Here is a 14,990-nt window from a genome sequence, read left to right on the forward strand (position 1 = left end):
GGCATAGCAATGCCATGTTAATAATTTTGGACTATTAACCTTACATTAGAATTTTTATAGTTGATTAAAGATTCCTAGGATTCTAATAAGTTGTTTTTAATTGCTATACGAATTAATCCTGCTACATTTTTGACACTTAATTTAGAAAACATATTTTTCCTATGTGTCTCAACAGTGTTCTGACTTATGAACAGTTTATCAGCAATTTCCTTTGTTGTATATTCATCACCAATTAAATGGAGTACTTCTTTCTCGCGTTTACTTAGTTCGGGCATTGGGTTGTATTTTCTACTAAAAGTACTTTCCGATATTATATCTTTTACTTCTTTAGAAAAATAATTTTCTCCATTTACTATTGTGCTTACAGCAGTAAGTAATTCTTCTTTTTCTGCATTTTTTAAGAGATATCCATTTACTTCTTGTTTTACTATCTTCGAAATAACATTTGCTTCATTATGCATACTTAAAACTAATGTATGTATATATGGATATTTGCTTTTTACAGTATCTATAAGACTACTTCCATCTACATCTGGCATACTCAGGTCTGTAATAATAATATCTGTTTGTTTGTCTTTTAAAATAGTTAAAGCCATTCCTACATTAGAGGCAGTACCTACAACTTCAATATTATTTTCGTTAGCAAACAGAGATTGTAATCCCTCCAAAAACATAAGATGATCATCGACGAGCAATACTTTAATTTTATTCATTGTAGTTTGTTCTAGTAGTTTATGTTAATGGAATTTCTATGTTTACCAAGCTCCATTGTCCCAAAGCAGATTCTATTGAACAAGTGCCATTTAATGCTTTAATTCTAGAATGAATGTTTTTTAATCCAATTCCATTAGTAGCAATTGTCGTATCGAAACCAATGCCATTATCCTCAAACATTAAGCTTAAGTATTCATCGCCTCTAGTTATTTGAAGGTCTACTACATCAGCTTTTGAATACTTAATTACATTACTCATTAGTTCTTGAATAATGCGATATAATTCAATTTTAATTTCGCTAGATAGCAGGTCAAGTTTTGTTTCTGGATAAAGGTTTAGATTAATTTTAATTTTGTTGCCCACTAACATTTCATCTAAAAACTTCTGAACTATATATGTGAAAGAGTGGCTATTCATTTTTACAGAAACTAAATTATGGGAAATTTCTCGAATCTCTTTATAAGTATCATCAATATTTAGCATAATTACTTTGAGCTTCTCATCAGAGTTGCGATCAATTATATTACCTAAATTGAGTTTAATACTTGCAAGATTTCCGCCTATTCCATCATGTAATTCTTGGGCAATTCTTTTACGTTCCTTATCTCTACCTTCAATAACAGATTTAATTGCACTAACTTCTTGTTGTTGTATTAAAGAATAAATCTCTTTTTTATTTATCTCTTCTGTTTTTTGAGCTATTAATTTTTCAGCCTTTAGTTTTTGTTTATAAAACAGATAAATAAAAATTATACCAGCAACGCATAGTATTGCAACACTAATAGTTACGTTTCTGATAATGCGATTTATTTTTAGATTATATGAGCTAACAATCAACTGCTGATCTTGTATTTCTTTTTCCTGTTTTAGTAATAAAATTTCTTTTTCTTTTCTTTCTGCTTCAAACTCTGCTAATAAACTTTCGTTGTTTTTAGCTTGTTCTATATTAAATAAGCTGTCTTTCAGTTGGATATGTTTTTGTTGAAAGAATAAAGCATCCTTGTAAATAGATTTTGATTCGTATAATTTAGCAAGCATATTGTAGGCCAATAATAATTGATCATTTGTTTCTGTTTCTAAAGAGAGAGCAATTGATTTATTGTAAAAATTGATAGCATTAGTATAGTCTTTCATGGATTCGTAAGCAGATGCAAGACTTAAGTACGTATGGGCTAAATCTCTTTTATTATTTTCCAGCTTTTCATATTTAGCAATTTGATGTAAATATTTCAATCCTTTTTTATAAGAAGAGTCATCGATTAACTGATTAGCAATATTATGAAGAATATCGTTTCTGTAAATAGTAGCTAAGTTATTATCGTCACACATTTTAAGTGATTTATTATAATACTCCATCGCTAAACTATCTTTACCAATTTCTTTATACGTAGTGCCTATGTTAAGTAAAATAATGTGTTTGCCAATTATATCATCTTCAAGTTCATAACTTTTAAATAAGTAATCTAATGCCTGTTGTTGCTTACCCATATGTGATACTACAACAGCTAAATTAGAATAAATATCAGCTAACCTAGAAGATTCTATACGTTCTGCAATTTCAATTCCTCTTCGGTAGGTTTCTATAGATTCTTCGTATTTACCTAAGTTTTTATAAACTATACCTAATTCATTTAAGACAAGAACTTGTCGTTCGGGTTTTTCCATTTCAACATAATACTCCAATGCTTTATTATGGTATTTTATTGCCGAACGGTTTCTTCCTTTTTTTCTATTATAAAAGCCTAAGCAGTAGTAACCAAATGCAGACACCCTAATGCTTTTTTCATCATTTAAGCGTAATGCCTCTTCAACATTTGCTTTTGCTTGATCTGCACTGTCATTAATTAAATAAGGAAATGAGCTGATTAGTGAATCTACAAGATGAGGAATTTCTTCCGTTTCTTTAGCTTTAGTAGATTGAACGCACAAGCACATTAATGTAGCAATTATTATATATAGTTTACCTTTAAGCAAAATGTAAGTACTTATTTATTGGAGTCAGAAGTAAAATAGTATATGCAAAACTAATTTTTTATTTGATTATTCGTATCACGGTTTACCGTGAATTGAAAGATTTTGTTGTATAAAATCATAGTTATACAAACATTACTTCGTTAGTATTTGATTTAATAAAATTTTTTATCGATTCACCTGACTATAAATGTGGTACTGTACCTTAAAAGTTCTCACAGATAAATTTAAATTCCTACTGCTAATCATTATTTAAATGTTATGTAAGCATAATAAAATTTTCATATATTGCTTGCTGAAATTAATTGATGTAATTAATACACTTTTATAATATCAGTCAAACAAACCAATACACACAAAAATAACACTATGGAAGAAGTTTATATTGTATCTGCAGTAAGAACTCCGATCGGGAGTTTTGGCGGAGCATTATCATCTGTATCAGCAACAGATTTAGGAGCAGCTGCTATTAAAGGAGCATTAGAAAAAGCTGGAGTGGCACCTACAGAAGTTAATGAGGTTTATATGGGGAATGTTATTTCTTCTAACCTTGGTCAAGCACCAGCTAAGCAAGCTGCTTTAGGTGCGGGTATAGGTATTGATATTCCTTGTACTACAATAAATAAAGTTTGTTCTTCGGGAATGAAAACAATTATGCTGGGTGCTCAATCTATTATGATGGGTGACAATGATGTTGTAGTTGCTGGTGGAATGGAATCGATGTCTAATATTCCATATTATATCCCAAAAGGACGTTATGGTTATGGTTATGGTCATGGCCAAATGTTGGATGGATTAGTTAGGGATGGCCTTGCAGATGCGTATTCAAATCAGCCAATGGGTATTTGTGCAGATGCAACTGCAAAAAAATGTGAGATTAGTAGAGAGGAGCAAGATAACTTTGCCATTAATTCATATAAGAAAACAGCATCATCAACAGAGAATGGTATTTTTGCAGAAGAGATTGTACCAGTAAGCGTTCCACAAAGAAGAGGAGAACCAATTATTGTTGATAAGGATGAGGAATTTAAAAATGTGAAATTTGAAAAAATCCCAAACCTTAGAGCTGTTTTTACTAAAGATGGTACAGTAACTGCTGCAAATGCTTCAACTATAAATGATGGTGCAGCAGCATTGGTTCTTGTCAATAAAAAAATTGTTGATAAATTAGGCTTAAAACCTATTGCAAAAATTATATCATATGCAGATGCATCAAAAGAGCCAGAGTGGTTTACAATAGCACCACCCGATGCAGCAAGGAAAGCATTAAATAAAAAAGGGCTTACAATTGATGATATTGACTATTTTGAGGTCAATGAAGCATTTTCAGTTGTTACTTTAGCATTTGCTAAGGAATTGGGAATTTCATTAGATAAAATAAACGTTCATGGAGGTGCTGTTTCTATGGGGCATCCTTTAGGAGCATCAGGAGCTAGAATTGTAGTCACTCTTGCAGGAGTTCTAAAACATGAAAAAGGCACAAAAGGACTTGCTGCTATTTGTAATGGTGGCGGAGGTGCCTCAGCACTTATCATAGAAAAGCTTTAAATTAGAAAAGGAGATGTAGTTATTACATCTCCTTTTTTAATGACTCACTAATAATTCATTATAAGAATCACTCATTTTACCTATACTACCTCTAAGTAATTTGATATAATAATCTTCAGAATCATTTTCTAGGTTGATTCTAATATTATGTATTTCTTTGTTTACATCTTCAACACGTATAGTTAGTTGATAGGTATTCAAATAATCAATCCATGCAGTTGTTATAGAAATAATCTTTCCTGTAGGGAGATCTTTATTGTTAAACTGAATCCATTTATTCAGCATTAAATCGAATATGGTATTATAAATTGCCATTATATCATAAAGTTATATAGATATAACGTAGTACTTTTAAAAGTATTCTATTATTTTACCTTAAAATTAGAAAGTTCAACTATTACAGCAAATTTCATCGAAAAATATTACGTATCGTAAGCTATGGCTAAGAAAAAGAAAGGATCAAATCTAAAACTCTATATAATACTTGCTGTTGTTGTTGTGGCAATTGTAGCTGGAGGGTATTTTTATAATAAAAGTAATGAAGAAGCAACAAAAGTAGAGCTAGAAGCAGTTACTTATGGAACGATAACTGAAAAAGTAGGAGCATCAGGAAAAGTTCAACCTATAAATGAAGTAAATTTATCATCTGAAGTATCTGGTGAAATTAGAGAACTTTACGTACAAGAGGGAGACTCTGTACATGAAAAGCAACTTCTTGCACAAATTCGCCCAGATAACTTTCAATCTGCATTAGATCAGGCAAGAGCGTCATTAAATGCTCAAAAAGCACAATTGGCTCGTTCTAGAGCTGACGCAGCACAAAATGAGGCCAGATTAAGACAAGCAAAATTAACTTTCGAAAGAAATAAAAACCTTTGGGAAGATAAAGTGATTTCAGATCAAGATTATGAGAATAGTCAAGCAGATTATGATATTGCTCAAGCAAATTTAACTTCTGCTCAAGAAAATGTGAGAGCATCTCAGTTTACTGTAAAAAGTGCACAAGCTCAAGTTGATGATGCGAAAGAAAGTTTACAGTTAACAAAAATATTTGCACCAATGTCTGGTGTAGTATCAAAGCTTTCTGTTGAAAAAGGTGAAATGATTGTTGGTGCTAGACAAATGTCTGCTACAGAGATGATGCGTATTGCAAACCTTGCAGAAATGGAAACGCGAGTTGATGTAAATGAAAATGATATTATTAGAGTACATATTGGTGACACAGCAGTAATTGATGTTGATGCATATTCTTATCGAGATTTAAAATTTAAGGGGATCGTAACAGCAATAGCTAACTCAGCAAATGAGACAACAAGTTCTGATGTAGTGACAGAGTTTGAAGTAAAAATTAAAATTCTTGCATCTTCTTACGCAAATATGAATGCTGAACAAAAAGGACAAGAATCTCCATTTAGACCGGGAATGACTGCTTCAGTTGATGTAATTACTCAAACAAAGAAGGATATTTTAATTGTGCCTTTAACAGCAGTTACAACAAGAAAAAGGTTTGAGTTAGAAAAGAAAGGTGAAGAGGATAACGATGATAATGAAAATGCATTGAAATCTAAAAAAACAGCTAAGGATAACGAATTAGTTGAAGTAGTATTTGTATACAATGATGAGACGAAAACTGTTTCATCAAGAAAAGTAAAAACAGGTGTTTCTGACTTTGAAAATATAGAAATATTAGAAGGGGTAGAAGATGGAGAGGTGATTGTAAAAGGACCATTCCGTGTAATTTCTGAAACTCTTTCTGAAGGTGACCTAGTAGAAGAAATGAATAGTGAAGAAGCAAATAAGAAACCTTGGGAGTAATTAAATATTTATGACAGTAGAAAATAAAGCAGTAAAAGAACCTTTAAATAACAGTCAGAAAAAGGTTTTTTGGAGTATTTTTTTGGTAGTGATTACAGTTAATTTATTAGGTAATTATTTTGAAGACTATTATGTTGTTTTGTATTCAAAACCTCTAATAATGCCTTTTATTTCAATATATTTCTCAACTACATGGCAACAGAAATCAGAAAATTCTATAATCTACAAATGTATGATGATAGGTTTTTTCTTTGCATGGTTGGGAGATTTATACATGATGTTTCTAAATGATGAGTTGATCATGTTACTTGGTTTAGCCTGTTTTTTAGTTTGTCATCAGATGTATATCACGGCTTTATTCTTTTCATCAGTAAAAGATAATTATAAGCTTACTTTATTTATTACTTTTCCATTGTCAATAATTGGTGGATACATTGGTTATTTAGTAGCCGTTAAAAGTTCTGTTATGTTTGCACCAATACTAGTTTATAGTGTGATATTGGTGACAATGTTCTCATTTGCTTTAATTCGATGGATTAATAGAAGAGACAGATGGGGTTTTATGACAATGATAGGAGCGTTATTGTTTATTTGTTCTGATTTAATGATTGGCCTCAAGAATTTTCAAGGGCTTGATATTTCTGAAGTATTTATAATGGCAACATATATTATAGCTCAATTTTGTATAAGTAGAGGAATGCTTTGCGAAGGAGCTGACAAAGTTTAAAGAAGATATATTTTGTAATACAAGAAGAGGGTTGAATTTATTATAAATTCAACCCTCTTCTTGTATGTGAAAAGTTAAGAATTAACGTAAAAACAATAATTCTCGGTATTTAGGCAATGGCCACATTTCGTCGTCAACCATAGTTTCTAATTTGTCAACATGCCATCTTAATTCTTCAAAATATTTCTTTTTGATATCATCACAATAGGCAATAGCTTTTTCTTCAACATTCTCAATACTATTAATACGTTTACGTTCTTGTGTCATTTCATTTGCTAAACGTTTAACTTGATTAAGGTGTTTTGCAAGCTTTTTAATGGTGATCATTGTTTCTTCTGTTTCATCACCTAACCCAATATCTTTCATGCCTTTAACATTTTCAATCAGAATAGATTGATAACGTAACGCTGTTGGGGCAATATGATTTAATGCTAAGTCTGCCATTACACGAGACTCAATTTGCATTTTCATAGTGTAATTTTCTAAGCGAATTTCGTGTCTTGCATCAACTTCAGCTTGCGTCATAATACGCATACGCTTAAATAATCTACCCGTACTAGGTTTTTTTAAGATTGCTAAAGCTCTAGGAGTATCTGTAAAGTTAGATAACCCTCTTCGTTTTGCTTCTTTTATCCATTCAGGTCCATAACCATTGCCCTCAAAGACAACCTTTTTTACTGATGGTATATATGATCTTAATATATCAATTATTGCAACTTCTTTCTTTTCATCTTGCTCAATTAGTTTATCAACTTCTTTTTTGAAAAGCTCTAATTGATTAGCAACTGCAGTATTTAAAACAGTCATTGCTCTAGCACTATTAGCGTTAGAACCTACTGCTCTAAATTCAAATTTATTACCAGTAAAAGCGAACGGCGATGTTCTATTTCTATCGGTATTATCTAAAAGAATAGGTGGTATTTTATTAATACCAAGTTTCATATAAATGTTATCTCCTTTTTTTACTTGAATATCTCCATTATTCTCTAATTCAGTAAGAATATCAAATAGTTGAGTTCCAATAAAAGCTGACATAATATTTGGAGGTGCTTCGTTAGAACCTAAGCGATAGTCGTTACTTTCTGAAGCAATAGATGCTCTTAAAAGATCAGAATAATCGTAAACTGCTTTTAATATGTTTATAAAAAAAGTAATAAAGATAAGGTTCTCTTTCGCTTTAGTACTTGGCTGAAGTAGGTTTTTGCCTTTGTCTGTAATTAATGACCAGTTGTTGTGTTTACCACTACCGTTCATTCCTTCAAAAGGTTTTTCATGAAAGAGAACTCTAAAATTATGTCTAGAAGCTACCTTTTTCATTAAATCCATTAGCAATTGATTGTGATCATTTGCTACGTTTACTTCTTCAAAAATAGGAGCGACTTCAAACTGACTAGGAGCAACTTCATTGTGTCTAGTTTTTACCGGTATACCAAGTTTATAAGCTTCAATTTCTAATTCTTGAAGGAACCTTGTTACACGAGATGGAATAGAACCAAAATAATGATCATCCAATTGTTGACCTTTAGGAGGTGTTCTTCCAAATAACGTTTTACCAGTAAGTAGAATGTCTGGTCGGGCATCAGCAAGAGCTCTATCAATTAAGAAAAACTCCTGTTCACAACCTAACGATGCTTGTACTTTTTCAATACTTCTATCAAATATCTGGCATACAGAAGTAGCTGTTTTGTCAACACGTTCCAATGCTTTTAATAGCGGAGCTTTATTATCTAAAGATTCTCCAGTGTAAGAAACAAATACAGTTGGAATACATAAAGTTTTTCCTGTACCACTTTCAATAATAAATGCAGGAGATGTAGGATCCCAAGCTGTGTAACCTCTTGCCTCAAAAGTTTGTCTTAACCCTCCACTAGGAAATGATGAAGCATCTGGTTCTTGTCTGACAAGGGCACTGCCTTTAAAACGCTCTATAGCCATACCTTCTGAACTTAGTTCAAAAAAGGCATCATGCTTTTCTGCAGTAGAACCTGTTAATGGTTGAAACCAATGTGTATAATGAGTAACTCCTTTAGAAATAGCCCATGCTTTTAGTGATGTAGCTACAGCATCAGCAACATTTTCATCTATTTGTTCACCTTTATTTATTGCATTTTGTAACCTTCTATAAATATCAGAAGACAATTGTTCTTTCATAATTGCCAACCCGAACGTATTGATTCCAAAATAATCTGATACTTTTTCACTAGGAGCTTTTATTGTAATTGGTTGCCTTAGTTCTACAAGTTTAAGTGCATCAAAGCGTTGTCTTGCCATGTTTAAAAGTCTTTTTTTAGAAATATTGATTTTACTCTTAAAAGTACATTTATTTTTTTAATTATTGTTGTTTTTATAACACTTCAAAATATGATTTCTAATTAATAAATATCAAATGACAAAAAGAGAGGTTGATTTTTATACTTGGTATGTAATTTGATTAATCTAATACCAATGACTCAATATTACTTAAATAAAGTCGTTAAAGTATATATAAATAGTGCTATCAATATATTTAGCTTAGCATATAAATGCTTAATAGAACTTCTATGAAGATTTTTTTACTTAGTTTTCTTCTTTTATTTTTCACTCAATTAGGGTGGTCGCAATCTGTTGTATCAGGCTCAATATCAGTTGAAGGAGGACTAGAGGTAACCAATAACCCTGAGGGGAGAGTCCAATTAAAAATAAAATATTCATCGGCTGTAACTCACATGAAGATCAGTAGAGATGAAAGTTTTAGAGGTGTTGTTTGGGAACGTGTGAATTGGGAAAAATCAAATTATCCAATCATCAGAAGAGGTGAGGGTGATGGTTTAAAAACAATTTATGCAGTTTTTAAAGATGAAGTATCAGGAAATGTATCTGAAGTTTCATCAATTATGATTGAATTGGATAGAACTCCTCCTCAGAACCCAGAGTTATTGATAAATGGAGGGTTACCATTTACAAATAATAAATCTAGAATGGTGACTTTATTCTTATCTGCTGATGAAGCTCAGTATATGAGAATTGCTAACCGTCCGGATTTTTATGGGAAAGAATGGATTCCATACAGCCAAAAGGTGGATAAATATAAATTGATCGGGTTAGATGGAAAAAAGGAAATTTTTGCACAGTTTAAAGATGCCGCTGGAAATGAATCTGAAGTTATTAGTTCTACTATAACTATAGATATTACTCCTCCTACTGCAGGGAAAATGAAAATTAATGACGGTGAAAAATATCTAAAAGATTCTGTAGTTACTTTACATTTTTTTGCTGAAGGAGCTTCTCATATTCAAATTAGAGGTGGTGATGGCTGGATAGATTATGCAGAAGAAGTGCCTTGGACTTTATCAAGAGGAGACGGAGAAAAGGTAATTTATGCAAGATTTAGAGATGAAGTAGGTAACTACTCATCAATTGTTTCTGCAAGAGCAATTGTTGACAGAGTTCCTCCAAGATTTGGTAGAATAATTATTGACGATGGTCGTAAATTTATTGATAATCATGCACGCCATAAACTTCAATTAATTATTCAGGGTGCAACTGAAATGAAGGTTTCTAATAATGAGAATTTTAGTGATGCTGATTGGATTCCTTATACTCCTGTGCTTCCAGTTTGGAACTTTCCTATTGGAGATGGTAAGAAAACAGTTTATGTAAAGTTTAGAGATAGAGCTAAGAACGAATCTGAAGTTTTTACATCGTTTGTAATGTTAGATGCTACTCCACCACAAAATCCAAAACTAGATATTGTTGCAGAGGGAATTGTTCAGGATACAGCAAATAATGTAAAGCTATTAAAAGATGATAAACGCATTGTAGATTTACAGATAAAAGCAGATGATGCCCGTTTTATGATGATTGCTAACCAGCAAACATTTTTTGGGGCAAGATGGATGGTTTATAAAGAATCTGTAACAAAATGGGAGTTAAATGCTGGTCAAGACGGTGTAAGAACAGTTTACATTAAGTTTATGGATAGAGCTAAAAATATCTCTGAAGTAGCTTTTGATCGTGTTGTTATTGATACTGAAGCACCTGTAGGTGGTAAAGTTACAATTGATAATAATAAAGAATTCTCAATTGATAAAGAACACTTTGCTACATTGAAATTATTTGCTAGAAAAGCAGATTTTATGCAAATAAGTAATGATCCTACATTTATGGATGCAAATTGGGAGCCTTATCAAGTAGTACGCAAATGGAAATTAGCAGGCAACGATGGTGTAAAAACTGTATTTGCTAGATTTAGTGATTTGGCCGGTAATGTTTCAGACCCTGTTTCTGATAACATAATGTTAGATACTAAGCCTCCATTTAATTGTACTATCGTGGTTAAAAACCACAAAGATGGAGTTGTAAATCATCCAGATGCAATCGCTCTTTTAAGAGTAAATGCTGAAGATGCTGTTAAAATGCAAATTAGTAACCATCCTAACTTTGAAAAAATTAGATGGATTGGTTATTCTGAATATAATATTCCTTGGAGACTTCCAGGTCAAGATGGAGTGAAAGAGATTTACACAAGATTTATGGATGAGGCAGGGAATGTAACTGATACTTATTCTGTAAATGTAACACTAGATAGAACTCCACCTGTTGAAGGAACAGTAGAAATTGACGAGGCGAAAGATAAACTTGTTAATTTAGAAGAAGTAAACTTAACCATTGCTGCAAAAGGGGCATCAACTATGCGTCTTTCTTCAAGATCTGATTTTAAAGGTGCAGAATGGGAGAAATTTACAACAAATAAAAAATGGAAGTTCCCTGCAGGAGATGGTGTTAAGTTTGTTTATGTAATCTTTAAAGATGAAGTAGGAAACATTTCAAGACCTTCATATGCGTCTGTTGGTGTAGATACAGATGCACCAAGAGAAGGAAGTATCTTGATTGGTCAAGGTGAAAAATATTGTACAGATTTTGATGCTCGTGTAAGACTTAAATTAAGTGCACGTGGTGCAACAAAAATGATGATCTCAAATAATAAAGGTTTTGAAGGTGCTGAATGGCAAAAGTTCAAATTCTATATTTATGATCATTATTTAGATGCTGAAGAAGATGGTGAAAAAACGGTATATGCTAAATTTAAAGATGATGCAGAGAACGTTACATCGGCAGTTTCATCAAGTATTATTCTTGATAGACAAGAACCTGTAAATGAAAAGTTGATTGTTAATAATGGAGAGAAGTTTACCAATGATAAAACTGGTAGAGTACAATTAGAAATTTTTGCAGAAGGCGCAAAAGAAATGAAGGTGACGAATGATAGATACTTTAAACAACGTATAGATTGGGAACCTTATTCTACATCAAAAGATTGGATTATTAAGCACAGTAGTGATGGTGAAAAGTTTGTTTATGTGAAATTTAGAGATGAAGCAGGAAATGAATCAATGATTACAACTGGTTCAATCACTTTAGATACTACCCCTCCAATTCCTCAATTTGTAAAAATAGAAGGAGGTAAAACAGCAGTTGACTCACCTACAGTGACAATAACTACTAAAGCAAGAGAAGCTACTTATATGATGGTTTCTAATAAACAATCTTTTGCAGGAGCAATTTGGAGACCTTATTCAGAGCAGTTTAGTTGGAGTTTGGAATCTGGTCCTGGTTTAAAGAGAGTATTTATTAAATTTAAAGATAATTCTCAGAATGAATCTGATTTTAAATTTGCTGAAACTACATTATATGATGGTAACAAATAATTGAAAATCGGTATATTAAAAAGGCATCCTTTGAAGAAAGGATGCCTTTTTTAATGCCTGATGTGTCTCGTCCTGAATTAGTGTTACACAAAACGTAACATTATGAATGAAGATCAAGAAAATCAGTACACTAAGCGTACACAAAAAGATTACAGCTACTCTTTTAAATTACAAGTTGTAGATGAAGTGGAACGAGGGGAAATTGGTATAACGGCAGCAAGACTTAAATATGGAATACAAGGTCATGGTACCATCCGTACTTGGATAAGAAAGTATGGTAATTTAGATTGGGATAATAAATCTGATTTAAAAATGGGAAAGACACCAGAACAAAAATTATTGGAGCTAGAACAAAAGGTTCTATTATTAGAGAAACAAAAAGCTTCTTTAGAAAAACAACTCTACGTAACAGATAAAAAAGCAATTTTCTTTGATATGATGATCGATATTGCTGAGGATGAGTTTAATATTCCTATTAGAAAAAAGTCTTTACCCAAGCAGTTGACCAATTCAAAAAAGAAGAAAAAATAGGAGTCAAACCGACTTGTGAATTGCTTGGGTTAGATCGACAAATTTATTATCGTTCGAAAAGGAAAGTAAAAAATAATAATAGTATTGCATCTAAAGTAGTAGACTTAGTGAAAAGAATTCGTTTGAAGCAAACTAAAATAGGGACAAGGAAATTATATCAATTACTTCTTCCTGAATTGCAATTACTAAATGTAGGTAGAGATAAGCTTTTTGATATCATGAGGGCTAATCGACTCGATATCAAGCCTAAAAAACAATATCATGTCACTACAAATTCTCATCACAGGTTTAAAAAGCATAAAAACCTTATTGAGCATTTGGAAATAAATAGACCTGAACAAGTATTAGTTTCTGATATAACTTACATAGGTGAGCGAAGTAACCCAATGTATCTATCCTTAGTAACAGATGCCTATTCTAAGAAAATAATGGGGTTAAATGTATCAGATAGTTTGAATGCAAATGGAGCTATTGCAGCATTAAAAGAAGCACTGAAAAATAGAAACTATGTTGATTTACCAATGATACACCATTCAGATAGAGGATTACAATATTGTAGTCACGAGTATCAACGACATCTTCAGGAAAATAAAGTATTGTGCTCGATGACGGAATCTTACGATCCTTATCAAAATGCGGTAGCAGAAAGAATAAACGGAATTCTTAAGCAAGAATTTATTTTAGGAATAAAAATTAATGATCTCGATTTAATGAATAAATTTATTAGAGAATCTGTATATATTTACAATAATGAAAGGCCTCATTGGAGTAATTATATGAAGACACCTGTTGAGATGCATCAGCAAAGTGAAATAAAAATGAGAACTTATAAAAGTAAAAATAGCACCGAGCTTACACCCGATGCTATCAATATATAATAGTCTAAATCTGTAACGCTATGGACGGACTAGACAATGTTAATTAACCAACTAATGAAATTGATTTACCTTTTAATGATTTTACCGTTTCATTTAAGATTTTAAAAGCATTGTTGGCCATAATATTATTTTGATCCAAAGTAGGGTTTACTTCTACCATTTCCCAACATATAACTTTCTCATCAGCTACTAATGTTTTATTAATAGCTAGCGCTTCTTCAACTGTAAGACCATTTGCAACTGGAGTTCCAGTGCCTTTGCTAATTGTCGGATCCATGCTGTCTACATCAAAAGAGATGTAAATCATATCACACTCTTTCAATATGTTTAAAGCGTCATTAGCCATAACCTCGGGGCCATTTTTGCGAACTTCATCTACAGAAATATTTCTAATTCCAAATTTATCAAGGATAACATCTTCAGGTCCTTCAGTATCCCGAACGCCAATAAAAACAATATCCTCTGGTTTTACTTTTGCTTCCTTAGTACCAACCTTTTTTATTTCCTCCCAATATTCAATTGTTTCTTGGTTAGGAGAGTTAACACCTTCTTCAGTATTATCAACATAAGTAACCATGGAAAGTGGCATTCCATGCATATTTCCTGAAGGTGTAGTGTAAGGTGAGTGGAAATCAGCATGAGCATCAATCCAAATTACTCCAAGACGTTGATTAGGATAAGCTTGCTTAATACCAGAAATCGTACCTGCAGCAGTAGAGTGGTCTCCTGCAAGAACAATTGGAGTTTGCCCACCTGCCAAAGTATCATAAGTGTTATTACTTACTCTCTTTAGCATGGTTAATACCCCATCAATATGTTTTGCATTGAGGAAGTTGTTGTTTTTAAATAGGATGTTATTTACATCGTCAATGTTTTGAATTGTATTCTCATTAAAGAAAGAAGAATGCTGTCCAAGACTTGCTACAATTAGTGCATCAATGCCCATTCCTGCTCCTCTAGTTCCTGCTGCTATTTCAGAGCGAACTGTTAAAACCTTAATATCTTTCATGTAAATTGATAGTTAAATATGGTATGTGTATGTGGTAAGTGTGTACGTAAGTGTGCTCCTAAAGAATTAGAATTAATTAATAGGGCATAAAGAAAAATGACTTTTATTTA

General features: G+C 32.1%; 11 protein-coding genes. 6 read left to right on the forward strand and 5 right to left on the reverse strand.

Annotated features, from left to right (window positions below; translation table 11 throughout):
- Positions 1-74: 74 nt before the first annotated feature.
- A complete protein-coding gene (locus tag KM029_RS00885) occupies positions 75-713 on the reverse strand; it encodes a response regulator (RefSeq protein ID WP_144074912.1) in 639 nt (212 codons plus the stop codon).
- A gap of 19 nt (positions 714-732) precedes the next feature.
- A complete protein-coding gene (locus KM029_RS00890) occupies positions 733-2,688 on the reverse strand; it encodes a tetratricopeptide repeat-containing sensor histidine kinase (protein ID WP_144074913.1) in 1,956 nt (651 codons plus the stop codon).
- Positions 2,689-3,054: 366 nt separating this feature from the next.
- On the opposite strand from KM029_RS00890, the gene KM029_RS00895 reads away from it, so the two are divergent.
- On the forward strand, positions 3,055-4,233 hold the full coding sequence (locus KM029_RS00895; protein ID WP_144074914.1) for a thiolase family protein: 1,179 nt from the start codon (positions 3,055-3,057) through the stop codon (positions 4,231-4,233).
- A gap of 36 nt (positions 4,234-4,269) precedes the next feature.
- Here the strand turns inward: KM029_RS00895 and KM029_RS00900 are convergent, their stop codons facing one another.
- The gene (locus KM029_RS00900; protein WP_144074915.1) at positions 4,270-4,548 is read right to left on the reverse strand and encodes a hypothetical protein; all 279 of its coding nucleotides are present in this window, start codon (positions 4,546-4,548) and stop codon (positions 4,270-4,272) included.
- Positions 4,549-4,671: 123 nt separating this feature from the next.
- Between KM029_RS00900 and KM029_RS00905 the strand changes: the two genes are divergently transcribed.
- Positions 4,672-6,048 (forward strand): efflux RND transporter periplasmic adaptor subunit, encoded by a 1,377-nt coding sequence (locus tag KM029_RS00905; RefSeq protein ID WP_144074916.1) that lies wholly within the window; start codon positions 4,672-4,674, stop codon positions 6,046-6,048.
- A gap of 10 nt (positions 6,049-6,058) precedes the next feature.
- Entirely contained in the window at positions 6,059-6,775 is a 717-nt protein-coding gene (locus tag KM029_RS00910; RefSeq protein ID WP_144074917.1) for a lysoplasmalogenase, read from the forward strand.
- A gap of 81 nt (positions 6,776-6,856) precedes the next feature.
- Here the strand turns inward: KM029_RS00910 and KM029_RS00915 are convergent, their stop codons facing one another.
- Complete coding sequence (locus KM029_RS00915; RefSeq protein ID WP_144074918.1) at positions 6,857-9,046, reverse strand: glutamine synthetase III family protein; 2,190 nt, start codon at positions 9,044-9,046, stop codon at positions 6,857-6,859.
- Positions 9,047-9,315: 269 nt separating this feature from the next.
- Here KM029_RS00915 and KM029_RS00920 point away from each other — a divergent pair, with 269 nt between their 5' ends.
- The 3 genes from KM029_RS00920 (at position 9,316) to KM029_RS00930 (ending at position 13,871) form a co-directional block, all read left to right on the forward strand.
- Positions 9,316-12,462, forward strand: coding sequence for a hypothetical protein (locus tag KM029_RS00920; protein WP_144074919.1), 3,147 nt, complete (start codon positions 9,316-9,318; stop codon positions 12,460-12,462).
- Positions 12,463-12,564: 102 nt separating this feature from the next.
- Positions 12,565-12,993 carry a transposase gene (locus KM029_RS00925; RefSeq protein WP_215586349.1) on the forward strand — a complete coding sequence of 143 codons (429 nt, stop codon included), beginning with the start codon at positions 12,565-12,567 and terminating at the stop codon, positions 12,991-12,993.
- Positions 12,994-13,013: 20 nt separating this feature from the next.
- Positions 13,014-13,871 carry an IS3 family transposase gene (locus KM029_RS00930; RefSeq protein ID WP_205125455.1) on the forward strand — a complete coding sequence of 286 codons (858 nt, stop codon included), beginning with the start codon at positions 13,014-13,016 and terminating at the stop codon, positions 13,869-13,871.
- Between the two features lie 43 nt (positions 13,872-13,914).
- On the opposite strand, the gene rocF is transcribed toward KM029_RS00930, so the two are convergent.
- On the reverse strand, positions 13,915-14,880 hold the full coding sequence (gene rocF, locus KM029_RS00935; protein ID WP_144074920.1) for an arginase: 966 nt from the start codon (positions 14,878-14,880) through the stop codon (positions 13,915-13,917).
- Positions 14,881-14,990: the final 110 nt, after the last annotated feature.

The organism is Flammeovirga kamogawensis (assembly GCF_018736065.1).
Classification (GTDB): Bacteria; Bacteroidota; Bacteroidia; order Cytophagales; family Flammeovirgaceae; genus Flammeovirga; species Flammeovirga kamogawensis.

Coding starts and splice junctions, on each gene's coding strand:
- KM029_RS00920 (WP_144074919.1), top strand. CDS start 9,316: ATGAAGATTTTTTTACTTAGTTTTCTTCTTTTATTTTTCACTCAATTA.
- KM029_RS00885 (WP_144074912.1), bottom strand. CDS start 713: ATGAATAAAATTAAAGTATTGCTCGTCGATGATCATCTTATGTTTTTG.
- KM029_RS00910 (WP_144074917.1), top strand. CDS start 6,059: ATGACAGTAGAAAATAAAGCAGTAAAAGAACCTTTAAATAACAGTCAG.
- rocF (WP_144074920.1), bottom strand. CDS start 14,880: ATGAAAGATATTAAGGTTTTAACAGTTCGCTCTGAAATAGCAGCAGGA.
- KM029_RS00925 (WP_215586349.1), top strand. CDS start 12,565: ATGAATGAAGATCAAGAAAATCAGTACACTAAGCGTACACAAAAAGAT.
- KM029_RS00915 (WP_144074918.1), bottom strand. CDS start 9,046: ATGGCAAGACAACGCTTTGATGCACTTAAACTTGTAGAACTAAGGCAA.
- KM029_RS00905 (WP_144074916.1), top strand. CDS start 4,672: ATGGCTAAGAAAAAGAAAGGATCAAATCTAAAACTCTATATAATACTT.
- KM029_RS00900 (WP_144074915.1), bottom strand. CDS start 4,548: ATGGCAATTTATAATACCATATTCGATTTAATGCTGAATAAATGGATT.
- KM029_RS00895 (WP_144074914.1), top strand. CDS start 3,055: ATGGAAGAAGTTTATATTGTATCTGCAGTAAGAACTCCGATCGGGAGT.